The sequence below is a fragment of the Streptoalloteichus tenebrarius genome (genome assembly GCF_024171885.1).
GTDB lineage: Bacteria > Actinomycetota > Actinomycetes > Mycobacteriales > Pseudonocardiaceae > Streptoalloteichus > Streptoalloteichus tenebrarius.
This window is the reverse complement of record NZ_JAMTCP010000020.1, coordinates 1-26,450: the sequence shown is the minus strand read 5'-3', so window position 1 is coordinate 26,450 and position 26,450 is coordinate 1. Positions and strand designations below refer to the sequence as shown.

Genomic DNA, 26,450 nt, shown 5'->3' with positions numbered 1-26,450 from the left:
CCACCGGAAATGCCCGCGTGAACGCCCACCCGGATGAGGCATGCTGGGGGACGTGGACGGTGACCTGCGCGTCAGCTCCGCGGTGGTCATCCCCCGCGCGGAACTCAAGGAACGCTTCTCCCGCTCGTCGGGCCCCGGCGGCCAGTCGGTGAACACGACCGACAGCCGGGTCGAGCTGTCGTTCGACATCGGACGGTCGGCGGCGCTGACCGAGCACGCCCGCGAGCAACTCCTGCGCCGGCTGCGGCACCGGCTCGTCGACGGGGTGCTGACCGTGGCGGCGATGGAGCACCGCAGCCAGCTCATGAACCGGCAGGCCGCGCGGGAACGGTTGACGGACCTCCTCCGCGCCGCGCTGGCCCCTCCGCCCCCTCCCCGGCGGCCGAGCAGGCCGAGCCGGGCCGCCAAGGAACGCCGGTTGGCCGCGAAGCGGCAGCGAGCCACCATCAAACGCGCCCGCCGTGGCCGACACGACGACGACTGACGCCAGGACAGCAAGACGATCAAGGCATCCGCGCACCACCACGCGACGGCACACCCGACACAACGGCACGACCAAGGGCATATCACCGCGAGGCGGGGCTTCTCGGGTGTCCGATCCGCTGCGCCGGCCTGGCGTCCTTCCCGTCTCCGCAGCCAGGATTGACATCAACGCGCGATGACAACGCCGGCGAACAGACGATCGTCGAAGGGGTCAGCCTCAGCGAGCGAATGCTGGGAACACCCGCACCAGGGACCGGGTGGCTACGGGGCATGAGTCCGGCAACGTTCGATGCGTGGGGTCGCTCATCCAAGCATCCATCCCCGTCCGCGACAAAGTGGTGCGGAATCGTCCGCTCCGACACGGGAAAAGCGACCCAAGCAGGCCCTTCATTTCCGCCGCCCGGCGGTTCCTCGGGCACTAGCACCGCCGCTGACCTGGGACGGCCCATGTCATTTGTCATGTGTGGAACGCGCGGAGTTCGCGCGGTTCGGGTTAGGGTGTCGCCATTCGGGATGGAGCACGCCCACCACGGAGGCCACCATTCGAGGGTCGGCCGGCGCGGCTTGTGCGGTACAGACCGGACCCCTCTTCCCCGTTCGACAACCGGTGGACGCCGTGGTCGTGCTGGCGTGCGTGGTCCGCCCGCGCGGCCCTGGCTCCGCCCATCCCAGACGAGGTGAGTTTCCGCATGACGACGAGCGTCTCCGTCCACGAAGGACACATCGACTTCCGGGGCCACCGCACGTGGTACCGGGTCACGGGCGACCTGCGCGGCGACCGCGCGCCGGTCGTGGTGGTGCACGGCGGCCCGGGATCCACGCACGACAGCGTGTTGTCCTTCACCGACCTGGCCGCCGACGACCGCGCGGTCATCCACTACGACCAGATCGGCAACGGCCGGTCGAGCCGGGTCCCCGACGCGCCGGAGGAGTTCTGGCGGGTGGAGCGGTTCCGGGACGAGCTCGTCGCCCTGCTCGCGGAGCTGGGCGTCGAGGACCGGTACCACCTGCTCGGCCACTCGTGGGGCGGAATGCTCTCCGCCGAGCACGCCGTTCACGGCCCGAGCGGGATGCGCTCGCTGGTCCTGGTCAGCGCGCCGGCCTCGGTGGACCTCGGCGTCGCCGAGCAGCGCCGGCTGTACGAGCGCCAGCCGGAGGCGATCCAGAAGGCACTGGGCAGCCACGCCGCCACCCGCTCCGACTCCCCGGAGTACGAGTTGCTCCAGCGGGAGTACTTCGGCAAGCACCTGTGCCGCGTCACGCCGTGGCCGGACGAGCTGGTGCGCTCGCTCGACGCGGGGACGCAGGACCCGACGGTCCTCAGGGCGACGTACGGGCCGCGAATGGGCGAGGTGACCGGGACGCTGCGGGGGTGGAGCGTCGTCGACCGGCTGGAGGGGATCACCGCGCCGACGCTGCTGCTGTCCGGCAGCTACGACCACGTCGCCCCGGCCGCGATGCTGCCCTTCCACCAGCGGGTCCGTGACGTGCGGTGGGCCGTCCTGCCCGACTCCGGCCACTTCCCGCACATCGACGAACGCGAGTTGTGCATGCGGTTCGTGGCCGAGTTCCTGGCCTCCCACGACTGATCCGGTCGGGACACCGGTCCCGTCCCGGGGACCTCGCGGGGACCGCCCGGGGACCAGCGGCTGATTGGCGGCGGGGGCCACCAAGCCTGGCCCCGCCGCCGGCTTCTGTAACAAGGTCAGCTCAGGTCGAGCCGACCGGCCTTCACGGTATTGACGAACGCGGCGAACGCGGCCGGCGCGAAGACGAGCGCCGGCCCGACCGGGTTCTTCGAATCCCGCACCGCAACGACCTTTGCTACCGACGCCACCTCGACGCACTCTCCGTTACCTGTTGCCCTGTTGCCACTGGTCGGGTTCGGTGACGCCAGCGGCCAGGCAGAGTTGGGCGCGGAGTTCCCCGGCGTTCGGGCTGGTGCCCGCCGCTGGGGCGATTTCGTGGGCGAGGTCGAGGAAGCGTCGTTTGACGCGGGTGGAGTCCAGGCCGGTGGCGACGTTGATGGCGTGTTGGGCGTAGGTGTGGGCGGCGTCGACGTCGCCGACGAGGTCGAAGGCGCGGGCGGCGGGCCTCAGAAGTCCGCAACCATCACTTCGAGATGATCGTGACCCAACATCGCGACCGGTGCGTCGATCTCGCTGACCTTCCTGACGGCCAGAGCATTGATCCCCTCGACCACCCGGCGACGTTCCATGAAGTCGTTGCCCTCCATGCCGCAGGGAACACAGGGGGTCACTGTCGAGCGCATCCGCCATGGCGCGATCATGGAGTGACGTACAGTCCCCGCCCGTCCCATGGATGGCAAGAGCAAATGGTCAAAACCCGTGCCTTGGTCGGATAGAACACCAGGTCAGGAAGTGTCGGCCCCGCCCATGCGGGGATGGTTCGTTCTTCAAGGCCGTGCGACTGGCCGGCGCGAAGTCGGCCCCGCCCATGCGGGGATGGTTCCCTCGGTTGCCCCGGCCGCGCGCAGCTCCTCCAGTCGGCCCCGCCCATGCGGGGATGGTTCCCCTTCGCTACTGCTTCAGCGCGTCGCGGATCTGTCGGCCCCGCCCATGCGGGGATGGTTCGAGCTGCATCACCAGCGTCAGCCCCAGGAAGCCGTCGGCCCCGCCCATGCGGGGATGGTTCCCTCGGTTGCCCCGGCCGCGCGCAGCTCCTCCAGTCGGCCCCGCCCATGCGGGGATGGTTCCCCTTCGCTACTGCTTCAGCGCGTCGCGGATCTGTCGGCCCCGCCCATGCGGGGATGGTTCGAGCTGCATCACCAGCGTCAGCCCCAGGAAGCCGTCGGCCCCGCCCATGCGGGGATGGTTCCAGTTTGGTTCGGTGCTGTGCCACGGCGTCAAGGTCGGCCCCGCCCATGCGGGGATGGTTCAGCATGCCGCCGGGTGGGCTGGTCGACTTCCAAGTCGGCCCCGCCCACGCGGGGATGGTTCCGTTTGCCGTGATCGGGGTGGTCTCGACTCACCCTCGGCCCCGCCCACGCGGGGATGGTTCGGCATGTTCGCCGTGGGCACCGGTCTGTTCACCGTCGGCCCCGCCCACGCGGGGATGGTTCGCTCAGCACGGTGAACGGTCCCACGAGCCCGTCGTCGGCCCCGCCCATGCGGGGATGGTTCGCCGGCGTGGAAACTCGTGCCGGTGCGCATCAAGTCGGCCCCGCCCATGCGGGGATGGTTCCTTGCTCAGCCTGGTGCTGGTCCAGCTCATTGCGTCGGCCCCGCGCACGCGGGGGTGAGTCTGCGTACGCGGGGGTGGGTTTGCGGCTTTGCCTGGCACTGCCGCTGCTTCTGGGGCTGTCACGTTCGACGAAGAGGCCTCGGCACCCTCTGGTGTCGAGGCCTCTTCGTCGAGTTGCTCAGGTAGCCGTGCTGCCCACGCCAGTGCACGCCTCGCGGCTGCCGGGTTTCTGATGACGGCCCAGCGTGTGACCGGGGCTTCCGCCGCCACCACGTCGACGTCGCCGTGTACGTCGACGCCTTGTGGGGACTCGGACGCCTCGCCCCAGCTTGCGACGGAGTGCGCACGGTGCTGGCGATGCACGTCGTCGGCCACGACCAGGACCTCGCACCGGCCTTGGAACGCACCGACCTGGTGGTCGCGCCGTCGACCACGGTCCTCGGCCAAGCCCACAACCGGGGCTACGACAGCACCTGCTGGCGGATCGTGCCCAACGCCCTGCTTGACGACCACAGAGCACCCGACGCCAGCCAGCGCGAGGCGCTACGGCGGAGCGGGCCGGTGCGGGTGCTGGCCCGGCTCGGGCCGGAGAAGAACGTCCGCGCCCTGCTCGACGCCGGGCGCCTCGTCGACCGCGGCGTCGAGGTCGTCCTCGCCGAGGCCGGGTTCGAGCACGCTGCCGGCGCCCAGGCCGCCGAGTACCGCCGCTGCGCCCACTCCGCCGCCCACCTGCTCATGGGCGGCATCCGCGACGGCGCCTGCCCTGGGCCCAGGTCCAGCCGTGGCTCGCTGAAGCAGCTGTCGTGATCGTGCCCTCGACGGAGGAGACCTTCGGCCTCGTCGCCCTGGAGGCCATGAGCGTCGGCACCCCGGTCGTCGCCTTCGACGTGGACAACCTTCCCGCGCTCATCGGCACCGGAGAAGGAGCGGGCGGGATCGTGGTGCCCCGCGCCCACGGCGAGTTCGGCCTGTGGGGTGCCGCTGAAGTCCTCCTCGACGATCCGGTACGCGACGCAGCGCTATCACGGGCTGCGTACTACCGCTCGCGGGACTATCTGCCCACCACAGTCGCCCATGACTTCCTCAAGGCGGTGCGGTGATGACCGATGTCCCACTTCTGCTGGTCGACGGCCACAACTTGCTCTGGCGCGGAGCCTTCGGCTTCCCCGCCGCGATCTATTCCCGCGACAAGACCCGTGATCTGACCGCCGAGTTCGCCTTCTTCGCGCTACTGCGCGTGGCCGTCCGGGAGGAGTTCGCAGCACCGCCGGAGGTGATCGTGGTGTTCGACGGCCAGCACGGAGCGGCCGAACGCCAAGCCACAGACAGCGACTACAAGGCCAACCGTGTCCTCGACGAAGCCGCGTTCAAGCCCATCCGCGCCATCCCGCACGTCCAGGAAGCGCTGACCGCCCACGGGCTGGCGTGGATCGAGATCGACACAGCCGAAGCCGATGACGTGATCGCCACCCTCGTCACTCACGTCCGCTGTGAGGACCCCGATCGCCCGGTGTGGATCATGTCCGGCGACCGTGACTTCTACCAGCTCATCGACGACCGCGTCCGGGTGCTCAACACCGCCATGAGGCGAGGCCGCCGCCACATCGAGCCCGACACCGTGTTCGACCGCTACCAGGTCCAGCCAACCCAGTGGGCGGACTTCCGGGCCCTCACCGGCGACCCGGCCGACAACATCCCCGGCGTACGCGGCATAGGCGCGGGCACCGCCGCCAAGCTCCTGGCCGGCGGCCTCACCCTCGACCAGCTCGCCGACGCCGGACGGCTCACCGGCACCAAGGGCAAGGCCGCCCTCGAAGCCTGGGACCAGGTCCTCGGCTGGCGCGACCTGATCAGAATGCGCACCGACCTCACCCTGCCCCTGCTACCCATCGGCCGCAGCAGCCGGCCCCTGCCCAAGCCTGCCGACGTCATCGACAAGCTCGGGCTGTGGTGATTCCAGTGGTCGCGTTCATCCCACCCGCCTCGGTGTTGACCGTGATGGCCCACCCCGATGACGCCGAACTCTGGGCCGGCGGAACGCTCGCCCTCTGCGTCGCCGCCGGAACCGACGTCACCATCGCCGTCCCACGTCACCCCGAGCCCCGCGCCAGCGAGGCCGCCGCCGGCGCCGCCGCACTCGGCGCCGGGCTCCATCAGTTCAACGAGCCGACCGCGGTGGCCGTGCGCGAGCTGCTGCTGGACACCCGCCCCGAGGTGGTTCTCACCCACCCCCTCCGCGATGTGCACCCGGACCACTGGCGGATCGCCGAAGCCGTGCTGGAGGCACTTCCCGAGGTCGTCATCGCCAGCGGACACCCTCGCCGGGTCTACACCACCGACACCTACAACAGCCTCACCCTCGCCGGCCCCGTTCCCGCCCACACCACCGTCGACATCACCACCACCTGGGCCACCAAGCAGCGCGCCCTGGCCGCGCACGCCTCCCAGCCCATCACCGGACACTTCGGCCCGATGGCCGAGAACCTCGCCCGGCTGTGGGGCGCGCGCATCGGCGTCGACCACGCCGAGAACTTCGTCCCGCTTCCTGTCCTCGGACGCCTTCCCGCCGCTACAGCCCTGTGACCTCGACCAGCCCCTCGATCATGTGACGGACGAATTAACGTGTACCACCTCAGATGTTCGATGTACGAGTAAGCCAGAGGCCGCCGACTCAAAACGCCGACCACCACCAAGGCGGCTCGATCTCGCCACGCAGGCACGCCACCCGGTGTTGTACTTGTTGGGCTGCTTCCGTGCTGGTCTTCGCTTTGCCGAGAACGAAGGCTGTCCAACGTAGTTCTTTGATCGTCGCCAGGGTGCGGTAGCCATGCCACGCTGTCATGTCATAACCGCCGTAGGCGTCCACGAAGGCCTGGTAATCCGAGTCCGTGATCCGGGCGAAGTCGGTGTAATCGACCGCCAACGAGACCAGGTCCCACTCCCGAAGCCCGATCCCGATGTGGTCGAGATCCAGCAACACAGGGGTTCCACCCGCCCTGGGGACAACAACGTTGCCCTGCCACGCATCGCCGTGGATGACGCACCGAGGCAGTCCCGGAACCAACGCCGAGTACTCACGGTGCAGCCGACTTGCGAGATCTCGAAGCCAGGCCCGGTCATCCTCGGGCAGGACGGTTCCGCCGTCGATTGACTCGCGCAGCCCTTCGAAGGGGTCGACAACGGGGAACGAAGGCGACTCCGGTACCTCCAGGGCGTGAAGGTGTCCCAGTACCGCGCCGAGCTCCGCCGGCGAGGCGTGACGATGGACAGGAAGCTGTACCCACCATGTGACGGGTCGATTCCCAACAACCGTGGGCTGGTCGATGTCGTCGACGGCACGCACGACGGGGATCCCGACGTCAGCCAGCCAACGCGACGCCTGGATTTGACGGGCGGCGACAAGCTGCGAGCCTGGAGGGCCCACACGAGCCACAACACCACCAGCCAGCTGGTAGATGACGTTCGTGCCGTCACGGATCAAGGCCGCTTCCGCGGTAGGCACACCAGCTTTCCTGCCCGCTGACGTCAGCACGTCACCCGGATCTCCCGACATGACCAGCCCGGTATCCACATCAGACATTGGTCATAGCCGATGCCGCGAAGTCGGCGAGCTCAGCCACTTCTGGTATTGACAGGTGCCCTTCACACGAACGGACCAGTTTGGACAGTTCCTCGTTCATCCGCTGAGAGTGCAACATTGCGGCATCGGCGACGGCTCGATGTCCAATGTGGACTGCCTCACGCGGGTCGCCGATCGTCATGTGCAAAGTCGCCAACCGCGTTCTGGAGAATGCTCGTGAACGCGGGTAGGCGTCGCTGTGCAAGCGGATTGCCGTTTCGAGACGTTCGGCGGCATCATCCGGCCGCTTCTCGGCCACAGCGAGTGGAGTGAGTGCTCGCGCACTGCTGCCTGCGTGTTCAGCCTCGTCGTAGTAGACCAACCATGGCGGGTCGGCCGCCGCTTGACGCCCGACGAAGTGCATGTCAGCGCGGTCGACCTCGGCTCGCGCTTCGTCGTGGCGTCCCAACATCGCGAGCAACCGAGCGCGGACGACGCCGATCATGGCTCGCGCGGTGGCGCTCAACCGGTCGGCTCGGACCTGAGCGAACTCGATCAACGACAGAGCGTCGTCCAGTTTGCCCAGGTAGATGGCTTGGCGCGCCATGTCGGCGAGAGTCGCAGCACGTAGCTCCCACGACCCACCCTGCTCTGCACACCAGAGGCCGAAACGGAAGCATCGTGCTGCGGCGTCATGGTTACCGACGTCGAAGGCTGAGAACGCCACAACCCCTGCCAAGTTCCCGACCGCCTCGAACATCCCTGCTTCGACGCCGTTGTTGGCCTGGGAGTCCAGCAGGCGGCTGGCCCACCGCAGGTGCGCGAGCCCTGCCTCACCGGCCATGGCTCCGCCGTAGAGGTTCTCGCTGGCAGCCAGCGTGCGCGTCATCAGCTTTACCTGCTCGACCTCGGCCCACCCGACACGCCGGGGAGGCTCCACGTTCAAGGTCAACGACTTGAGGAACTCTGCCGGGTCAGCGCCTACGGCAACATGCTCGGTCGGGTCGTGGCCGTTCACGCCAATGGAAGCGGAGCCTTGCAGCGCCAGCGAGATCTCGGATTGCCCAGGCACTTCTTGTCCGGCGTTCAACTGTGACGGACTTGTCAAGGCGTCAGCTGAGCCCTGTCCGAGCAAGGCATCCAACTCGTCGAGGGAAACATCGAGCGCGGTCGCGATCCGGGGCCTACGCCACGGTTGAGGGGTCAGGGCACCGCGCTCCCAACGGCCAACGGTAGAGAACTCCACACCGACAGCAGCAGCGAGGCTCTCCTGGGTGAAGCCCATCGCCTCGCGTCGAGCTGCGAATGCTTCACGCCTGTTTCCCACGCGCTTACCTCACTCCACCCGTTCACACGTCCGCCACGCCGAGGGCATGAAGGCGGTGCCGCCCCTACCGCCGTATGGGCTTAGACGTCCTGTTCGATGCGCTCGAAGATGTCGATGTCCGTGGCCTTCTGCCAGTCCGGCAAGTCGTTCCAGTCCGCGACGTAAGACGGCTTCGGGTCAGGGAAGTGCTTGTAGATCTGGCCGATCCAGCACAGCGCCACGAAACGGCCTTTCTGGTCCTGGGTGAGCTTGGCGGTGGCGCCGTTGGTGGCCTTGATGAAGGCGAGGACCTGGTCGTACACGGCGGTCGCGGCGTCGCGTTCCCAGTCCGGGGTTTGCTCCCACGGGGTGATGTATCCGGGCTTGGGCTCGCCGGGGTAGTGCTTGGTGACTCCGGCGATCCACGCCTCGCGGAACACGCGGCCACGGTCGTTCTGCATCCTGTCGTCCTCCATCATGCGGCGCGGTTGCCGACGAGTTCGGTGATCTCGGCGTCGAGTCGTTGGATCTGTTGATCGGTGAGCAAAGGGGCCAGGTTCGGCTGTAGGCCGCGCAGCTTGCGTGCGATGACTCCGGAGCCGGTCTGGCGGGCGGTTGCCAGGGCGGCGTCGACGTAGCTCGCGACCTGGTCAGGATCGCGCCGATGTACTCCGATCATCCCCAGGTCGGTGAGCACACCGGCTTTCCGGCGGGCGGTCAGGTCGCCGGCCAGCGCATTGGTCAGGGCGGCTTCAGCGAGGTCGTAGCGGCCCAGGTTGACGTAGCAGGTGCCGCGTTCCTCGGCCAGGCGGGAGCCGTCGAACCGGAGCCAACCGCCGTTGTGGACCGGGCCCGGCAGGTGCTGAACCTCGGCGGCCGTGTCGAGTGCGCGCTGGCAGGCATCCAGGTCACCGAGACCGGCGAAGGACTCCGCCTGCACTGCGGCGATCCATTGTCGGGTCGACAGGCTGGGGTCGCCTCGGCGGGCCAGGTTGGCGGCCAGGTCGAGCAGCGGTACGGCCTCGGCGAACCGACGCTCGTACACGGCGATGAAGGCATGTCTGGTCAACGCGCAGGCCCACAGGTCGGAAGCGGCGGCCTCCCGGCCCGCTGTCGCCACCAGGGCGTAGCAGTGAGCGGCATCGGTGTACTGGTCGCCGTCGAAGAAGATCTCGCCAGCCAGCTGATACAGGTCGGCAGTCAGTTCGCACAGCCGCCGCCGAATGGCTGATGTCTGCGGCTGGCGTAGAGAGTCGGTGAGCACGTGGAGCTGGGCCCGCACCAGTGGTAGCACCTGCGCCTTGGTCGGTGACAGGGCGAACACGCGCCACAGGTGGGAGTTGAGTTGGGCGAACTCCGCTGCCGCGGCCGTGTCCACCATGCCGGTGGGAGCCGCCGCAGCGAGCCGGTCGACATCGCCGAGAGCTAGCTCGTCAGCCGGCAGCGCGAGCAACGCGCCCGTCATGCTGAACAAGCGCAGCAGGTCTCGACGGTTCATGTCGTCGGCCTCCGCAGGGTCGGGTGGTACAACGGCAACGGTAGAAGGTTGCCGGGTTGGTGTGAGCAACGCACCCAACTCGTCGAGGCTCACACCGAGCGCCTTCGCGATACGACGGCGACGGTACGGCTGCGGGGTCAGCTCGCCCCGTTCCCAGCGTCCAACGGTGGAGAACTCCACCCCACTGCCGCCCCGAAGCTCTCCTGGGTGTAGCCCATCTGCTCACGCCGCGCGGCGAAGGCTTCTCGCCGGTCGCCCATGAACACCACCTCGCCTGTTGGTCACCTGCCACGATAACCAGCTACTGGTCAAGACTGATCACCCGCTCGGCGAGCAGCACCCGTTCGGACTACCGCCACAAAATCGGCGTTTCCGCAGGTCAGGTCGGGTGACGCCTCATTGCCGCCTCATTGCCGCCGCGCCGTCGCTCTGGTTGCCGTTGATCACCGAGAGTTGACTGAGGTCGCTGCGGTCTGGGCGAGCTTCCGCTTCCGGCGCAGTCCGAGTACCCGGAAGCGTCTTTCACCGGGACGCGCCGCTGAGGGGTGTGTGGTGGTGTGGCCGCCCTCCACTTCGAGGGGTTCCCGCTTGCGGGTGTGTTGGTGGGAGCAGTTGGTACACCGTGTCGAACTCCAGGCTGGTCCGCCTGCTGGCGGCGAGTCATGGCCGACGCACGGGGACTCGGGGCGTGAAACCCACGAAGGAGGATCTGTGACGGTTCAAATGGAGTGGTCGCCGACCACGGTGACCACGCCCGCTGCGGAGGTCGCGACGGGCGCGGAGTTCGACCTCGACATCACGCTGGTCGAGGTGGTGGACCCGGCGCATCTGATCAACATGACGGATGACGGCTGCGGGAGTACGTGCGAGAAGTCGACCTGCATCACCTCCGCCTGATTGTCACGAGCGACTGGACACCCGCCCGCGGCCTCGCGGGCGGGCGTCCAGACTCCATCTGTCGCTTTCTGAAAGGTGCCCGGTGTCCACGGCCTTGCCCGATCGCGTCGGTTTCCGAGCCGCGGATTGCGTGTTGGTCCGAGCCGTTGCCCAGAGCGATCTCAAACTTCCGCCGTGGCCAGCGCTGACGGCTACCGGGGCTGACACTGTCACGGAGTGGGTGGATTGGCTGCGCCGAGTGTGGGAGGTCGAAGCTGCCCGCGATGCCATCGGCCTCGCCAGTCCCATCCTTGCTGACCGCATCCGCAACCTGTTTGGCGCAACGGTTGCCGGCGAGCGTGACGTACGACGCGCGGTGTTGTCCGTGGTGCGCTACCTGGCGCGGCTGACTGGCCGTCCGACTCCCAACGGCCTGTTCGCAGGGGTCGCCGCCGGGCGGTTCGCCTCGGTTCCGTCCCGGCGTTCGGGCGATGATCACCAGGCGGTTGCCGTGGCTGACGCCGGATGGCTGGCCGAGGTCATCAGTCATCTGGAAGATCACCCCGCGGTCCTGGAGCGATTGCTCGTCGTCGCCAACACCACGTTGACGGTGCGAGGTGAGCGTCTTGTCGTGCCGTACCAGCCGACCATCAGCAACCGGGGCACCGGTGCTGTCGAAGTCGAGCTTCGATACACGGGCCCAGTACGCACGGCCGTGTGCGCTGCGCGCGAACCGATCCGCTTCGATGACTTGCGCGCGAAAGTCCAGACCGAGTTCCCACATGGAGCTGCGGGCACGGTGACTGGCTTGCTCACCACGCTGGTCGCACACCGTGTTCTCGTCACCAACCTGCACGCACCGAGCACCGAGCCCGATGCACTGGGCCACCTGGCGCGCGAGCTGGTGGAGGTCGGCGAGGCTGCCGCCGAGCAGTGCGCGGCGCTGAACGACATCCACGACCTGTTGCGGCAGCATCAACACGGCTCTGCCGAAACGCGGCACACGCTACGGGCCGACGCCGCCGCCTCCATGAGCCGCCTGGCTCCGTCGCGGCGGAACCCCGTCACAGTCGGCCTACGGCTGGACCTAGACGTCGTGCTCCCCGAGCCGGTCGCCCGAGAAGCCGAACGCGCTGCGCTGCTGCTGGCGCGCCTGACCTCCCGCCCCAGGGGCACCACAACCTGGGCGGACTACCACCGGCGCTTTTACCAGCGGTTCGGCACCGGCACACAGGTGCCGCTGCTGGAAGTCGTCGCGGACAGCGGGATCGGCTGGCCTGACGGCTACCCCGGCACCACCAGGACCGCTCCTCGCCCACAGCGGACGCCTCGGGACGACCGGCTCCTGGCCGTCGCCCAAGCCGCCGCGTTGGACGGGCACCGCGAAGTCGTTCTCGACGAGAAGTTGATCTCCGAACTGGAGCAGGCGCCTGTGCGCTCGGTGCGGCTGCCCTCGCACCTCGAGCTGTGCGCACGCGTCGATTCCTCGAGCCTGCGGGCCTTGAAGGAGGGCAGGTTTCAGCTCGCGGTCACCTCGGTCTCACGGTCGGCCGGCGTCGTCATCGGCCGCTTCCTGCACCTGCTCGATCAGCAGGATCGCCGGACGTTGACAACGCCGCTGCTGACCTCGCCGGAACCGGAGGAGGTCCTTGCGGCCCAGTTGTCATTCCCACCGCTGGACCCCGCCACCGCTCACGTCAGCCGCAGCGTCCAGGTCCTGCCGACTGTCATCAGCCTCGCCGAACACCGCGGCACTGCCTCGGCTGCGGTGCTCACGGCGGCGGACTTGGCGGTCAGTTGCGATAGCGACCGGCTGTATCTGACCGCACCCGGCCTCGGTGCGAGAGTCGAGGCATGGGGGATGCACGCGCTCAACCTGCGCAAGCATACGCCGCCGCTGGCCCGCTTCCTGATCGAGCTCACCCGCGCCCACCGCGCGGAGGTCACCGACCTCGACTGGGGCGCGGCGGCCACCCTGCCGTTCCTTCCCCGAGTGCGCTCCGGCCGCGTCGTACTGTCCCCGGCCCGCTGGCGGCTGGCCGCTGCCGACCTCCCCGATCGGACCGCCGACTGGGCGACCTGGGACGCCGCGGTGACCGACTGGCGCACCCGTCGTCGGCTCCCGGAGGCAGTGCTTCTGGTCGACGGTGACTGGCGGTTGCCGCTGGACCTCGCCGAGGAGGCGCACCGGGTGCTGCTACACGAGCACCTGACCACTAATCCGTATGCGGTGCTGGAGGAAGGCCCCGCCGAGGATGCCGCCGGGTGGCTCGACGGCCGGGCCCACGAGGTCGTCGTGCCCCTAGGCGCCCGCCAGCCGCAGGCCACGGCACGACCGCCGCGCCCGACACCTCGGCGGATTGTCCGGCCTGGTGAGCACGGCCTGCCGCCCGGTGCGTCGCCGCTGCTGTTCGCCAAGCTCTACGGCGACCGGCAACGCCAGAACGCCGTGCTCGGCGCGCATCTGCCCGCGCTGCTGGCGGAGTGGGGCGAGGACCAGCCGCAGTGGTGGTTCCTGCGGTTCTGCGAGGGCGACGAGCACTACCTGCGCCTGCGTATCGCGCTGCCCAGCTCCGACCCCGCGGTGTTCGGCGAGGCCGCCGGCCGGGTCAGCGCCTGGACCGACCGGCTGCGCCGTCTGGGCTTGCTGCGCGAGGTGGCCTTTGCGACCTCCTACCCGGAGACCGGCCGCTGGGGCTCGGGAGCGGCGTTGACCGCCGCCGAGGCCGTCTTCACCGCCGACTCCCGCGCCGTGGTCACCCAACTCGCCCAGCCCATGCGTCCTCACCATCACGCCCTGGCCGCGGCGAACTTCGCCGCCATCGCGATCGCTTTCACCGGAGGGACCGAGGCCGGGATGCGGTGGCTGATCGACCATGTCCCGGCCAAGCCGCCGGCCGTCGTGCCTCGGCCGGTGTTCACCGAGGCACGGCGCCTGGCCGACCCCAGCGAGAACTTCCGCGCCCTGCGCGGCGAACCAGGCGGGGAAGCGATCGTCGTGACGTGGGCCGAACGAGCCGAGGCCCTGGCCGCCTACCACGCGCACCTGTCCGGGGCCGACGCCGAGGGCGTTGACCCGGACGCAGTCTTGGGGTCGTTGCTGCACACCCATTTCCTGCGGGCGTGTGGCATCGAGCCCGAGGACAAGGCGGTGTGCCTTTACTTGGCCCGGACCGCGGCCCTGACCTTCGCTGCCCGCGCGGGAGGACCTCGATGAACGCCGACCTCGCCTCAGACACTGCGGTCGAGTTCGCGGTGGAGATCGCCGACCGTCTCGCCCGGCCCGACGCCGCCGACTTGCCCACTGATCAGCCGTGGTGGCACCAGTCGCTGGCCCACGGGGCTCCTGGTGTCGCGTTGCTGCACATCGAGCTGGCGGCGGCCGGGATCCGGCCGTTCGACCGCGCCCACGAGTGGCTGACCGTCGTCGTCGGCAAGCCGGTCACCGCCGGGGCGAGCACCGGCGGGTTCTACGGCGCGCCGGCCGTGGCCCGCGCCCTCGCGGGCGCCGCCACGGTCCGCCCCGGCACGTATCGATCCGCGCTCGCGCCTCTGGCCCAGCAGATCGCCGCCGATGCCCATGCCCGCGTCGACACCGCGCACACGCGCATGGACGCCGGGATGTTGCCGCTGATGGCCGAGTTCGACACGATCCGCGGCCTCGCCGGTCTCGGCGCGTACCTGCTGCACCACGATGCCGGTGGCACCGCCCTACGGGCTGTGCTGGGTGCCCTGGTGCGCCTCACCCAACCGGTGATGATCGAGGGAGAGGAGCTGCCGGGGTGGTGGACCCTGACCGGTCCCACCGGTCGCGTGGAGGACGAGTTCCCCGGCGGCCACGGCAACTTCGGCCTCGCGCACGGCATCAGCGGCCCGTTGGCGCTGCTGGCCCAGGCCCTGCGCCGGGGCGTCATTGTGGACGGGCAGCGCGAGGCGCTCGAGGCGATCTGCGCGTGCCTGGATTCCTGGCGCATCGACACCCCCGGCGGGCATCGCTGGCCCTACATGATCACCAGGGACGAGGCGCGATCGAGACCCGCGCCCGTGCGGCACAGCGGAGCCGACCGCCGCCCGAGCTGGTGCTACGGAACAGCCGGTATCGCCCGCGCCCTGCACCTCGCCGCCCTGGCCCTCGGCGACGCTCCTCACGGCCAGATCGCCGAAGACGCCCTGATCAGCGCGGTGACCGACCCGGCCCAGGATGCGTTGGTCAGTGACACCTCGCTGTGCCACGGCTACGCCGGACTCGCCCGCATCACCGCCCGCGCCGCCACCGACACGACCGGACCCGCCGCGACCCGGCTCCACGCGCTAGCCACCGACCTGTTCCACCGCGCCCGCACCCAGCCCGTCCCCGACGGCCCCGGCGTGCTGGAGGGCGCCGCCGGAGTCGGCTTGGCCGCCCTCGCCGCCGCGACCGAGCCCGCCACGGGCTGGGACACCTGCCTGCTGATCACCTGACCCACCCCGGAAGGAGACCCCGCGCCGATGCCGCCGGACAGCCGCTGGCACCACTACCTGGTCGAGTTCGCCGACCCGCCCACCGCCAAGCACACCGCCGCGACCCTGCTCGCGCCCGCCCTCGACCAGGCCCAGCAGGACGGTGAACTGGACACCTGGTGGCACCTGCGCAAGACGCCCGCCTGGCGGCTGCGCTACCAGCCGGTCAACCCCGACACGACCGTGGTCGACACGCTGCTGGCCGAGTTGGAAGCTGACGGGCAGGTCGCCCGCTGGACCCGCGGCATCTACGAACCGGAGACCGTCGCCTTCGGCGGCCCGGCCGGGATGGACATCGCGCACACGCTGTTCCACCACGACAGCCGCCACTGCCTGGCCCGCACCACGGCACCTGCGGCCTTGGGTCAGCGGGAGACCACCGTGCTGTTGTTCAGCGCGATGCTGCGTGCCGCCGGGCTGGACTGGTTCGAGCAGGGCGACGTCTGGGCCAAGGTGGCGGCGCTCCGGCCCGCCGCCCACACCAACCACATCGACTCCGAGCGCACCGAGCGGTTGCGTCAAGCCGTGCGACGGCTGATGACCACCAACACGCACAGGATCACCGACGTGGCGCCCGACGCGGTGCCGGAGACATGGTGGGCGGCGTTCGACACCGCTGGCCGCCGACTCGCCGACCTCGCCCGCGACGGACACCTCGAGCGGGGCCTGCGCGCGACCTTGGCGCACCACTTCATCTTCCACGCCAACCGCGCTGGTCTCTCCGGACCCGATCAGGCCACGCTCGCCGCGCTGGCCGTCGACACCGTCTTCCACGCCAACTCCCAGGGCACGCCTACCCGGCAGGCACCAGCCGGGACCACCACCGCCGACACCGTGAGGGTTCCCGCAATGACGACTACTGTGAGTGACGCCTCCACCGACTCGGCCGACGAGCTGCGCGCCCAGCTCGCCGACCGTCTCGTCAAGGACGGCACCGTCCGCACTGACGCGGTCGAGGCCGCGTTCCGGCAGGTGCCGCGCCACCTGTTCCTCCCCGGCCTTCCCCTGGCCGAGGCGTACGCCGACGACCCCGTCTACACCAAGCACGAGGGCGACGGCACCCGCATCAGCGCCGCATCGCAGCCCAAGATCGTCGCCATGATGCTCGAACAGCTCGGCATCCAGCCCGGCGAGCGGCTGCTGGAAATCGGCGCGGCCACCGGCTACAACGCCGCCCTGATGGCCACCCTCACCGGCCCGACCGGACGCGTCACCACGATCGACATCGACGAGGACCTCGTCACCGGTGCCCGCGAGCACCTCGCCGCCGCCGGCATCAGCAACGTGAAGGCGGTCGCCGCCGACGGCGCGCTCGGCCACCCGGAGACCGCGCCCTTCGACCGCGTCATCGCCACCGTCGGCGCCCACGAAGTCCCGGCTGCCTGGCTCGACCAGCTCGCCCCCGGCGGACGTCTGGTGGCCCCGGTGCGCCTGCGCGGGTGCGCCTCACGCAGCATCGTCTTCGAACGCGACCAGGACGGCTGGAGCAGCCTCGGCAGCGAGATGGCGATCTTCATGCCCCTGCGGGGCCTCGGCGACGACGCCCGTCGCGTCCTCGACCTCACCAGCACCGGACTCAACCCAGGCGACGTGACGTTGCAGACCCACAAGGACAACAACCACGCCACCAACCCGGACACCCTCGCCGGAGTCTTCGACACCCCCGCCCGCGAGGTGTGGACCGGCGTGCACTTCGTCCCGAGGGAGTCCTTCGAGTGGCTGGACCTGTGGCTGGCCTGCCACCTGCCCAACCCCCTCATGCGCATGGAGGTCGCCCCGGCGGCGAAGGACAGCGGCCTGGTCCGGCCGATGTTCCCCACCGTGGCGATGGCCACCACCGCCGCCGACGGCAGCCTGGCCTACCTCACCATCCGCCCCGCCGAGTCCGGCCAGGACGGCGGCCGGCGCTACGAGGTCGGCGTCATCGGCCACGGCGCCAGCGGTCAGGAACTCGCCGAGCAGGTCGCAAGCGAGGTCACGACCTGGGACCAGGGCTTCCGCTCGTCCACGGTCCGCTTCGCCATCCCGGACGCCGCGCCCCAGCCGGACACCAACCCCGGCCGCGTGGTCCTGGACCGCCCCACCAAGCCCATGACCGTCACCTGGGAGTAATGGTCATGGACCCCACCGGCCGGTTCGCCCGCCGCTTCCCTCTCGTCGCCCGCACCCGCCCAGCTTGCGTCCCGCTGGCCCGGCGGGTGGCCGAGCTGTGCGACCGAGCCCGGGAGGCCGCACGCACCGGCGACATCACCGAGGCAGCCGCGGTGCACAACCAAGCAGCGCTCGTCGCCTCCGACTGCGGCCTGCCCGACCTCGCCCGGCAGTGGTGCCACCAGCAGGTGAACATCTACCTGCGCGCCCGCCCCTTGGGCGCGCAGGTAGCCCGCCTCGCCCTCGAACCGATCACCAACCTCGCCCGCCTCTACATCCGCGAGGGCCAAGGCGAGCGCGCCTTCGCGCTGATGGACACCCTGTTCACCGCGGTCTCCTCCCGCACCGATGCCGACGTCGACGGCATCGAGATCCCCGCCGACCTCACCGACTCCGCCGAGACGCACCAGCACATCCGCAGCTGGCTGTGGGCCGTTCTGCTGGCCACCGGTGGCCGGGCTCTCGCTGCGGCCGGACGCTGGGCGGATGCACGGGCTCGGCTGGGCGAGTACAAGGGCATCGGCCGCCGGATGCTCGACGGCCGCCAGGTCGCGATCATCTCTCACGCCGTCGACGGAGACACCGACAGCGCCCTCGCCCTCCTGGCCGACACAACGCCAGGAGAGCCCTGGGAGAACGCCGTGACCGCATGCCTGACCATCCAATGCCACGGCGCATCGGGGTGCGTTGACCTGACGCCACTTTTGGACCAGTACCACGGCCTCGACACCTCTACGCCCGGTTTGGCGGTCTTCCGAACGCGGCTCGGTTTGTCCTTCGTCGACGCCCTCGGCACCGTCGACGACCCGCTCGCGCGCCGGATCGCCGTCGAAGTGATCGACTACGCAACCGCGACACGAGACGGATACGCCGCCCGTGACCTACTCGCCCACAGCGGCTGCCGCGAATTGCTCACCCACAACCAAACCCGTGAACTGACCGAGCTGGTCGACGCCTGTGCGCTCGGCTGCGGCACGCTCCCCGCCACACTGCTGGAAGATCTCACCCAGGCGCTGACTAGCGCCGAAGAGATCATGCCGCGCAGCATGACCGCGACCGCAATGTCCTGCAACGCCCACGCCCCGGCAAGCTCGTAGTGGCTTATTCACGACCGGAACCGTTGCGCTGCAAGGGCTTCGCTCTCCAACGGTGGGGAACCAGACGCGCGTTGACCACTGACGACGACTGACCAACCCGAAGATCGGCGAACACGAAGGGAAACGATGCAGACCACGACGTCGCCTGACGCGCTGCGTGCGGAGATGGTCGACAGGATTCGCAAGTCGGGCCACGCGCAACGAAGCGAGGTCGAGCGGGTTCTGCGTGACACAGCGCGGCACGAGTTCGTGCCGGACGCCGACTTGGCGGTCGTCTACGACCCGTGGCAGGCGGTGGTCACTCACCGGTTCGAGGACGGCCGGTCGTTGTCGTGTGCGTCGGCGACGTTGTCGTCGCGGCGCGGGGAACCCTGGCCGTGGTTCGCTCCACAGTGGAACAGCGGTCAAGCCGCTACATCGGCCACCATGGCTCGCTCACAACCGAGGAGCAACTCGTCCCGCTCCTGACAGCCTCCAATACGAACTAGCCGGGAACCGGGCTCTGTGCGGACCGCTGTTCCGTTGTGTGGCAGAGAAGAATGCCGCCTCGGCAACTGATGCGGAAGGCACCGTCCCGATCGATCATGTCGTCCAGTAGCTGTCGGGCACGCTCCAGGGTGGCGTCGAACGGGACACCGGCAGCGTTGGCCCACGCGCGATAGGAAGCCAGATGAGCGATCACGGGCTCGGGTTCGCGCACGGTGATGGTGCCAGGCAGTTCCAGTACCCGAACGTCAACGAAGTAGGGCCGAAGCACGTCCGGAGCGTCGTCGAGGGCGAATCGACTGCTCAATGACAGGCGTCGTGGTCCGCGCTCGACACCGAGGACGTCGGCCGCCGCGGCGGCCCATAGGTCGTCGAGTTCCTTCTTGTCGTCACGGGCGTTGGTCGACGCGATGAACGTGCCACCCGGTGCGAGGACGCGCGCCGCGTGCTCGAGAGCGGCGTGCACGTCCTCGACGTGGTAGAGCATGTGCATGGCCAGTACGGCAACGGCGCAGTGATCGGCGATCGGCAGCCTGGCGGCGTCCGCCACGACGACCGGCGGCCCGACGTTGGCGACGATGCCGGCCGAGATGTCCAGTCCGATGACGGTGAGGTCCGGGCGTTGCGAGCGCAGCCGCGTCAGGTACTTGCCGTTCCCACAGCCCACATCGAGCACGACGCCGTGCGTGGCCGGAAGGTGTTCGAGCACGAGGCCCGGCATGTCGTAGCTGGGCTGCTGCCAGCGGTACAGCGACTGGCGCGCCGCGAGGTGGCGGTCGTCGCGGTAGGCGCTCTCGGCCAGGATGGTGTGGCTGGTGGTGTCCGGACGGCTCACGCTGGCTCCATCGTCGGTGCGGGCGGCAGCGCCGGGGGCGGTGCGCAGAACGATGCGATCTCGGTGCGGATTTGCTTGCCTTGCGGCGAGTGCGCGTAGCGAGACTGCGTGAGGTCCTCGCCAATGCTGGCGGCGCGTTTGACGATGCTGGCAGTGCGCCGAACCTGGGGAACGGCGAGCACGACGTTCAACTGGTCGGCGAGACCGTCGAGATCGTCATGCATGAGGTAGGCGCGGGCCAGGTCGAGCCGAGCCGCGAGCATGTCGCCGGTCGACCGGTCCGCTGGCGCGGCGGCTTCATAGAGCTGCAATGCGTACGACGACTCCTGCGCGGCCCGCGTGGTGGTGTCACGGTCGCCCAACGTCAGCAGGGTGGTCCCGGCGTACACGGCTTGCTTGGCCGCCGGGAAGGTGAACACGCCCGCGTCATCGTCACGGTCGCCAACAACGACGCGGGCGTGCTCGGCGCGTTCGAGGGCGGCGAGCGCGCCGCGCTTGTCGCCACGTCCCGCCGATGCTCGCGCTTCCAAGCTCGGAAGACGGGCCGCGATCGAGCCGTGCGAGCAATGGCGCGCACCGTCTCGAGCGAACTCCACGGCGTCGGCCAGTTGGCCGTCCCAGTAGGCGATGAGGCTCTGGAGACCGCGAACCCACGCGCGCATTCCGTTGTGACCAGCCAATTCCGCGCACAGGAAGGCGGTGTGCGCGTGGGTATGAGCCGCGCTGTAGTGGCCGAGATCGAGGCAAACGTGCGCTTGCAGCCCACCCAGTCGGCTCGCTGCCAGGTAGAGCTCGCGCATCTGGTTGGGGAACCTGTTGCACTCCACCAGGTTGACAACCTCGCCGCGTAGCTCACGAATGTCGACGAAGAGTTCCGACAGCGGCTTGGAGACGTAGTCCGTGGCGAAGCGACGAATCTCCACGCTGATCTGTTCCAGGGCCGAGCTGCTGACGCTGGCCGCGCTGATCTGGCGGGCGAACCACGCTGCGTCACGGGCGTCATCCACGACTACAGCGCGGTCAAGTCGCCTTTCTGCCTCCAGCCTGACGGGCACGTTCGTCGCTAGCGCGCCGCCTGGATCGGCCGTGACAGGGGTGAGCAACTCGTCCAAGCGCTCGAGGGAGACATCGAGCGCTTCGGCGATACGTCGGCGGCGCCACGGCTGTGGTGTCAACGTGCCGCGTTCCCACCGGCCGACGTGGACAGCTCCACACCCAGCCGAATCGCAAAGCTCTCCTGGGTGAAGCCCAGAGCTTCGCGCCGTGCCGCGAGGGCATCCCGTCGGTTCGCCATCAGCACCCCCGGTCATGGACACCCCACCTTAGCCAGTCGCTATAAGTGCTGGTCACTGGCGTGTAGAGGCCACCCATTCGGGTCAACCAGGTGTTCCGATGGTGAACCGTCTGGTCATTGTTGGCAATGGTGCCAACCGCCCTCGATGGTCTGGCCGTCGCGGGCGGTTGGCATCGGTGGTCAGTGCTCGCGCCCCAGGAGCATGTGCGGGTAGCCGCGGTTGACCGGTTCGCCGAGCTTGATCCCGAGGGAGGCGATGAAGGAGTCCAGCCGGGCAGTGGCGTCCTCGACGTTCTCCGCGTCGCCCTTGAACTCGAACTCCACGAAGTCGCCGGCATCCACCACGTGATCGAAGACGACCTCGACCTCGGGGAGTTGCCACTCCTCGCGGGTCTTGTCCACGGTGACCATCGGCTTGAAGTCCAATGCTTCGAGCAGCTTGCGGACGGCCTCGATGTCGTCGACCTTGGACTCGTACTCGTCGGCGTGGGTCTTGATGAGGGCCTCGACGGGATGCCAGCGCTTGAAGTTGATCGAGCTGCCGCGGTCCTCGGTGCGCAGGCGCAGCCAGTCCGAGATCACGGTCGGGGCGAGGAAGTCGCGGTGCGGGGCGTTGTAGTAGGCGTCGACCTGCCGGGTTGGCTCGCTCGGCTTCGCGCCGAGCTCGTCGAGCTTGGCCTTGAGCGCGGCGGGGTCGGGCAGGGCGAACTTCTTCTCGACCTCGGTGTACTGCACCTGTTATTCCCTTTCGTCAGTTGGTTGATGGATGAAGGAGCGCCCGGATCTCGGTGATCTCCTCATCGCTGAGTGGGTCACCCAGACAGGTCAGCGTGGTGTTGATCTGGTCAGCATCGCGGAAGCCAACCAGGACAGCGGCATCGGGGGCGTGCTGTAGGACGTACCTCAACGCCACACGGGCCAGGTCTGCCGGTCGGGCGCCGTACCGGTCGCGTAGTGGCGCCAGTCGAGCATGCACAAGTCGCCGATTCTCTTCAGTGAACATCGGATCGGCGTGGCGGTGATCGCTGCCGCTGAATGTCGCCAGGAGCCGCTGGTCGTTGCGGAGGAACAGTCCTTGGCCGAGGGCCTGCTTGATCAAGACACCGACGCCCTGGCTGAGGGCGAAGGCGAAGATGTCGGTCTCGCCGTCGGCATACAGCGGACTCAGGAGGTTGTAGCGAGTAGTGACCACGTCGGGCTGGATCTCGTGGAACAGGGACAGCCAGCGAGCGATCTTGTGCTCCTCGGGGTGATCGCTGGCGGCCCACTGTTCGGCGAAGGTGTGCGGTGCCCGCATCCCGATCGCCCGGATGAGGCCCTGCTCACGCAAGTCTTGCATCACGTTGATGGCGCCGGCCAGAGACTGGTCGTCGTCTCCGAAGTCGCCGCTGTGCAGGAAGTAAACGTCGAGGTGATCGGTTGCGAGGTTGTCCAGAGTCGTGGCGAACTGGCGGCGCATCTGTCCTGGGTCGTACGGGTGGCGGGCGGTGCCGGCGAAGTAGCCAACCTTGCTCGAGATCACCAGCTCGTTGCGGCGCACCTCGCGAAGCAGGCGACCGAGCAACCGCTCTGACCGGCCAAGCCCGTAGACATCGGCCGTGTCGTACAGGGTGACGCCCAGTTCGTGTGCGCGGACGAGTCCTGCGTACGCGCGACCGGGGTCAACGTCGTCCCAGCCGATCGGCACGCCTCGGTTGGTCGCCGGGCCGCCGATGGTCCAGCAGCCTGCGCCGATCACGGACACCTCGGCGTGGAGGCCGGGGAGGACTCGCCGCTCCAGAGTGGGCAAGGCCGTACTCCTTCCGACTCAGGTGCCGCAGGGATCGGCGACGTTGATCAACTTCCATGTGGACGTAGTCCTCCACCCGTCGTGCTCGTGTTCGAGCAACGTGCTGTGCCGGGGTGGTAGATCGTCGAGCAAGGCGGTGATGGCAGGTTCCAACTCGGCGTGCAGGTCACGGATCATCGCTTCCGCGATCGCCTGACAGCCCGCCTCCAGTGCGGTGTGATCCTCGGCGAGGGCATCGGCGCGTCCCAGTGCCTCAATCATCCTGCCGAGCAGCAGGTAGGCGGCGTTCTTCAGAAGTTGGCGCACGCGACGCGCCACCTGGTACAGATGGCCGTCAAGGATCTTTTCCAGGCTCTTCAGCGTGTAGTCGAGCGCGAAGTTCCGGTCGATCCACAGCTGCGACCAGCGGGACAGCACCCCGATGCGCCAGTCCTGGAACCGGGCCTCCACACGCCCCATCGACGGGTCGGCCTGCCCGGTCAGACCGGCAGCTTCAGCCCTTCGCGTGTACGCAGCCCCGATCAGGCATTCCATCGACACGAGCATGTAGGAGATGCCGGTGTAGAACGGACGGCCCGTGGTGTGCTCGGCCACCCACTGCTCGTCCCGAACGCCGTCGATGATCTCCTCGACACTGAGGTCTGGTTGGTGTCGCAGGAGCAGGTCGGTGCGTCCTTGGAAGGCGTGGGTCTCTCGCAGTTCGGCTTCGGACATGAGCTGGTCGAAGGTGATGTAGGTGAACCGGGGTGGCACGCCCAGCGCGGTCAACGTGCGAATGGCGAGGGTGTTCTGTTCGCCCGTCGTCTCCTTGTTGAACCGGTCCAGGATCGAGGTCACTCCGGACTCGACACCGAACAAGCAACGGCGCAGCTTCCGCTCAACCAAGCCGCGCCACAAGTGACCCCGCTCGATGTGCCAGTTCCGATCCCGGTCGAGGCGCACGACCTGGTCAACCCGGCAGCTCGTCTCCCAAGCGAACCCAGCCTCGGCGAGCGTGTCCGCGACGGTCAGGGCACGGCCGACGGCGTCATCGCCACGCCCGATGAACTCTTCGTCCACCAGGTACAGCGTTCGACTCAGCTCCGGATGACGAGCGAAGACCGCACCCATCTCGTTCAAGATCCACGGCAGCGCCTCGGGTGCCGCTCCTGCCCACTGCCCCTTGTGACCGCGCGGACAGAAGCTGCAGAAGTTCGTGCATCCCCTGCTGGACTCGAGCTGGGCGACGCCGTTGTGTCGAAACGTGCGATCCAGCAGGTCCAGCTCGGGCCACATGTCGGTCTGGATGCGGTTCGCGACGGTAGCTGTGTGCCGGACCCGGCCGATCGACATTGTGCCCGGTCCGCGGGCGGCGCCGCGATATCCCGCTCCACGGACCTGGTCGAGCGTCAGGTCCCCGTGCCAGTGTGCGAGCACGTCGGCGATGGTCGGTTCGCCCGCGCCTCGGCCGATGAGCAGATCTGGGTAGCGCTCCAGCAGCATCCGTTCGTTGCGCACGGTCAGGCTGCCGCCGGCTACCACGAGCGGCGGGTGGTCGAGGCGGCTCACCTCGTCCAGGAGCTTGGTCATGAGGTCGTGCTGTCCGAAGGTCGCGGACACCCCGAGCACGTCGACCTCGCCCGAGGTGATGCGGTCGAGAATGTCGTCCAGGCTTATGCCGAGTTGCATGTCCATGAGCTCGATCCGACCCAGCAGCGTCGCCCGCGCCGCGCGGGCGAGGTCGCTGATGGCCAGTGGGAACCGCGGGAGCGGGAAGTACTCGCGGTGATAGAGCGAGGTCAGAAGCAAGCGGGGACGCAGCAGCCTGTGGCGCCCTTCAGCGGTGATGATCACGGGGGAAAGCCACTCGTCAGGATCAGCGACTCTTATGTTGGCCTGCGCCCAACCAGGCCAGGCTCGGGTTGAGTGCGGCTGGCCGGAGAGGTCGGCAGCGGTCCAGGATTCGCCGTCCTGGTGTTCGATCAACACCAGCCGCCGATCCAAGGTGCCGGTCACAACGATGGTCCGTTGATCACCTAACGTGTCCGCGAGCGCGTCGTGGACAGCGGCTGGCTCGGTCAACGGGACTGAACGCAGCGGGGCGTTCGGTGAGGGCGTCGTCCCGGTGACATGGCCAACGGCGTGAAGCAACCGTTCGTGGGCGGATAAGGCCAACGTGCGCATCGCATCCTCCAGCAACAGGGCTGTGGGCAGGAGTGATCGCCGGATGCGGGTCAGGCATCCGGTCGAGGGCGTGAAGCGAGAGCCGGGAAGGCGGCAGGATGGGGCCGTCTTCCCGGCTTGTTAGGGAGCCGCCAGCGTCGCCACGCTGGTCTGATCGGCGGTTAGGGCGTGCGGACTCCTTGACGAGCGAACGTTCTCGCCGACCAGGTGCTCATGCGCGGTCGTCCAAACCGAGCAAGGACGCGTCCTTCTGCGCAACCACCACCTGCTCAGGCATCGAGGACACCGTCCGCCCGCGTCGGGCTCGTGCTGTTCCAACAGAGCCCGCCACGCCGTCGTCATCCGCGTGATCTCCGTCGTGGCGAGCGACGTGCGGGAGCGCTCGTCGCCTTCGGTAGCCAGCAGGTCGAGATGGTCCAGGCGCTCCAGCACGGCCTCGCGCAGCGAGGAGCGGGGAGCCGAATCAGCTTTCCCGCTGGTCATCACAGGTATCTCCGTCGCTCTGGGGTCGTCACGCACCGATACCTGTAGACAACCGTCAGCAGCGACGGATGACCAGAGCGGACATACGGCTGGCGGGCGGCGCCCATGAGGCGTCGACCATCCTGATCAGCGAGGACGCGATCTCGGCGACTGCGAGAGCAGCTCCGGTTAGGGTCCAAACGTCCGAGTCTCGGCTACACCCAGGAACGCTGGTTGATCGGCCTCGGCCTGAGCGTCATCGCGGAAGGTGGCGACATGGTCAACCGGGAAGTGAAAGTCCCGCCATCCGCCAGGGGCCGCTCAACAGCGCGCTGGTGTCGGAGTCGAGTCGTCCGGCGAACGCCTGTGAGACAGCCGCGCCCCACAGCGCGTTGACGACCGACGGGTCGGTAGGCGACTCGCCAACGGCGTCCTCGGCGGCTGGCACGGTTTCCCAGTAAAGAGAGCGGGCACGGAGCGGGAAGCCCCACGTGATCGATGCCTCGGTGACGGCATGACATGCCGCTTCCCAGCTTTGCCCGTCGATCTCCGCGCACACCCGGCCCATGCGGCGCACGACCTGTTCCGGTGTGGCTTCCGCATGGCGCAGGACTCGCTGCGCGGCCTGGCCGGTCACGGCGTCGACCACGAGCGGCTGCGCTACCAACCCGGGATCCGGCTCACCAAGTACGTCGAGACGCTGCTGGCGGGGCCGGACCCCGACCTACCCACCCCTCCGCCGTTGTC

23 protein-coding genes and 1 CRISPR repeat array are annotated in these 26,450 nt (G+C 68.8%); of the genes, 11 read left to right on the top strand and 12 right to left on the bottom strand.

The annotated features are described in order from the left end of the window. Positions 1-40: 40 nt before the first annotated feature. On the top strand, positions 41-484 hold the full coding sequence (arfB, locus tag LX15_RS17450) for an alternative ribosome rescue aminoacyl-tRNA hydrolase ArfB (protein ID WP_253670670.1): 444 nt from the start codon (positions 41-43) through the stop codon (positions 482-484). Between the two features lie 688 nt (positions 485-1,172). After that, on the top strand, positions 1,173-2,072 hold the full coding sequence (locus LX15_RS17445) for a proline iminopeptidase-family hydrolase (RefSeq protein WP_253670669.1): 900 nt from the start codon (positions 1,173-1,175) through the stop codon (positions 2,070-2,072). A gap of 116 nt (positions 2,073-2,188) precedes the next feature. Here LX15_RS17445 and LX15_RS17440 read toward each other — a convergent pair whose 3' ends face one another. Both LX15_RS17440 and LX15_RS17435 read right to left on the bottom strand, forming a co-directional pair. Beyond that, positions 2,189-2,380 (bottom strand): DUF397 domain-containing protein, encoded by a 192-nt coding sequence (locus LX15_RS17440; RefSeq protein ID WP_253670757.1) that lies wholly within the window; start codon positions 2,378-2,380, stop codon positions 2,189-2,191. A gap of 198 nt (positions 2,381-2,578) precedes the next feature. Continuing rightward, positions 2,579-2,719: a hypothetical protein gene (locus tag LX15_RS17435; RefSeq protein ID WP_253670668.1), complete on the bottom strand. Its 141-nt coding sequence runs from the start codon at positions 2,717-2,719 to the stop codon at positions 2,579-2,581. 147 nt (positions 2,720-2,866) lie between these two features. Continuing rightward, a CRISPR array of direct repeats spans positions 2,867-3,748; the repeat unit is 28 nt; unit sequence GTCGGCCCCGCCCATGCGGGGATGGTTC. A gap of 278 nt (positions 3,749-4,026) precedes the next feature. Between LX15_RS17435 and LX15_RS17430 the strand changes: the two genes are divergently transcribed. The 4 genes from LX15_RS17430 to LX15_RS17415 are packed head-to-tail and all read left to right on the top strand — an operon-like array spanning position 4,027 to position 6,270. Continuing rightward, complete coding sequence (locus LX15_RS17430) at positions 4,027-4,494, top strand: hypothetical protein (RefSeq protein WP_253670667.1); 468 nt, start codon at positions 4,027-4,029, stop codon at positions 4,492-4,494. After that, positions 4,491-4,787: a glycosyltransferase gene (locus LX15_RS17425; protein ID WP_253670666.1), complete on the top strand. Its 297-nt coding sequence runs from the start codon at positions 4,491-4,493 to the stop codon at positions 4,785-4,787. Before LX15_RS17430 ends, LX15_RS17425 begins: the two co-directional genes overlap by 4 nt. Continuing rightward, on the top strand, positions 4,787-5,641 hold the full coding sequence (locus tag LX15_RS17420) for a 5'-3' exonuclease (RefSeq protein ID WP_253670665.1): 855 nt from the start codon (positions 4,787-4,789) through the stop codon (positions 5,639-5,641). Before LX15_RS17425 ends, LX15_RS17420 begins: the two co-directional genes overlap by 1 nt. A 5-nt stretch (positions 5,642-5,646) precedes the next feature. Beyond that, positions 5,647-6,270 carry a PIG-L deacetylase family protein gene (locus tag LX15_RS17415; protein ID WP_253670664.1) on the top strand — a complete coding sequence of 208 codons (624 nt, stop codon included), beginning with the start codon at positions 5,647-5,649 and terminating at the stop codon, positions 6,268-6,270. An 88-nt stretch (positions 6,271-6,358) separates the two neighbouring features. On the opposite strand, the gene LX15_RS17410 is transcribed toward LX15_RS17415, so the two are convergent. The 4 genes from LX15_RS17410 to LX15_RS17395 form a co-directional block, all read right to left on the bottom strand. After that, positions 6,359-7,267, bottom strand: a complete 909-nt coding sequence (locus LX15_RS17410) for a phosphotransferase enzyme family protein (protein ID WP_253670663.1) — start codon at positions 7,265-7,267, stop codon at positions 6,359-6,361. Beyond that, on the bottom strand, positions 7,260-8,573 hold the full coding sequence (locus tag LX15_RS17405) for an NsdA family TPR-like regulatory protein (protein WP_308213481.1): 1,314 nt from the start codon (positions 8,571-8,573) through the stop codon (positions 7,260-7,262). Before LX15_RS17405 ends, LX15_RS17410 begins: the two co-directional genes overlap by 8 nt. Before the next feature lie 80 nt (positions 8,574-8,653). Continuing rightward, positions 8,654-9,013 (bottom strand): hypothetical protein, encoded by a 360-nt coding sequence (locus LX15_RS17400; protein WP_253670661.1) that lies wholly within the window; start codon positions 9,011-9,013, stop codon positions 8,654-8,656. A gap of 14 nt (positions 9,014-9,027) precedes the next feature. After that, positions 9,028-10,230 carry a helix-turn-helix domain-containing protein gene (locus LX15_RS17395; RefSeq protein ID WP_253670660.1) on the bottom strand — a complete coding sequence of 401 codons (1,203 nt, stop codon included), beginning with the start codon at positions 10,228-10,230 and terminating at the stop codon, positions 9,028-9,030. A gap of 531 nt (positions 10,231-10,761) precedes the next feature. Between LX15_RS17395 and LX15_RS17390 the strand changes: the two genes are divergently transcribed. From LX15_RS17390 to LX15_RS17370, 5 genes are all read left to right on the top strand, one after another. Continuing rightward, the gene (locus LX15_RS17390) at positions 10,762-10,947 is read left to right on the top strand and encodes an FxLD family lanthipeptide (protein WP_253670659.1); all 186 of its coding nucleotides are present in this window, start codon (positions 10,762-10,764) and stop codon (positions 10,945-10,947) included. Positions 10,948-11,167: 220 nt separating this feature from the next. Next, positions 11,168-14,143 carry a lantibiotic dehydratase gene (locus tag LX15_RS17385; RefSeq protein WP_253670658.1) on the top strand — a complete coding sequence of 992 codons (2,976 nt, stop codon included), beginning with the start codon at positions 11,168-11,170 and terminating at the stop codon, positions 14,141-14,143. Beyond that, positions 14,140-15,387 (top strand): lanthionine synthetase C family protein, encoded by a 1,248-nt coding sequence (locus tag LX15_RS17380; protein ID WP_253670657.1) that lies wholly within the window; start codon positions 14,140-14,142, stop codon positions 15,385-15,387. The genes LX15_RS17385 and LX15_RS17380 overlap by 4 nt, the downstream gene beginning before the upstream one ends. A gap of 27 nt (positions 15,388-15,414) precedes the next feature. Continuing rightward, complete coding sequence (gene fxlM, locus LX15_RS17375; RefSeq protein ID WP_253670656.1) at positions 15,415-17,538, top strand: methyltransferase, FxLD system; 2,124 nt, start codon at positions 15,415-15,417, stop codon at positions 17,536-17,538. Positions 17,539-17,543: 5 nt separating this feature from the next. Continuing rightward, positions 17,544-18,674 (top strand): hypothetical protein, encoded by a 1,131-nt coding sequence (locus LX15_RS17370; protein WP_253670655.1) that lies wholly within the window; start codon positions 17,544-17,546, stop codon positions 18,672-18,674. 484 nt (positions 18,675-19,158) lie between these two features. Here LX15_RS17370 and LX15_RS17365 read toward each other — a convergent pair whose 3' ends face one another. The 6 genes from LX15_RS17365 to LX15_RS17340 all read right to left on the bottom strand — a co-directional run bounded on the left by LX15_RS17365 (position 19,159) and on the right by LX15_RS17340 (position 26,280). Then, positions 19,159-19,995 carry a class I SAM-dependent methyltransferase gene (locus tag LX15_RS17365; RefSeq protein ID WP_253670654.1) on the bottom strand — a complete coding sequence of 279 codons (837 nt, stop codon included), beginning with the start codon at positions 19,993-19,995 and terminating at the stop codon, positions 19,159-19,161. Next, positions 19,992-21,305, bottom strand: coding sequence for a helix-turn-helix domain-containing protein (locus tag LX15_RS17360; RefSeq protein ID WP_504978125.1), 1,314 nt, complete (start codon positions 21,303-21,305; stop codon positions 19,992-19,994). The genes LX15_RS17365 and LX15_RS17360 overlap by 4 nt, the downstream gene beginning before the upstream one ends. A gap of 164 nt (positions 21,306-21,469) precedes the next feature. Then, positions 21,470-22,024 carry a class IV adenylate cyclase gene (gene cyaB / locus LX15_RS17355; RefSeq protein WP_253670652.1) on the bottom strand — a complete coding sequence of 185 codons (555 nt, stop codon included), beginning with the start codon at positions 22,022-22,024 and terminating at the stop codon, positions 21,470-21,472. Between the two features lie 16 nt (positions 22,025-22,040). After that, a complete protein-coding gene (locus LX15_RS17350) occupies positions 22,041-23,078 on the bottom strand; it encodes an aldo/keto reductase (protein ID WP_253670651.1) in 1,038 nt (345 codons plus the stop codon). A gap of 18 nt (positions 23,079-23,096) precedes the next feature. Beyond that, positions 23,097-25,241 carry a B12-binding domain-containing radical SAM protein gene (locus tag LX15_RS17345; protein ID WP_253670650.1) on the bottom strand — a complete coding sequence of 715 codons (2,145 nt, stop codon included), beginning with the start codon at positions 25,239-25,241 and terminating at the stop codon, positions 23,097-23,099. Between the two features lie 742 nt (positions 25,242-25,983). Further along, positions 25,984-26,280, bottom strand: coding sequence for a hypothetical protein (locus LX15_RS17340; protein WP_253670649.1), 297 nt, complete (start codon positions 26,278-26,280; stop codon positions 25,984-25,986). Positions 26,281-26,450 lie beyond the last annotated feature (170 nt).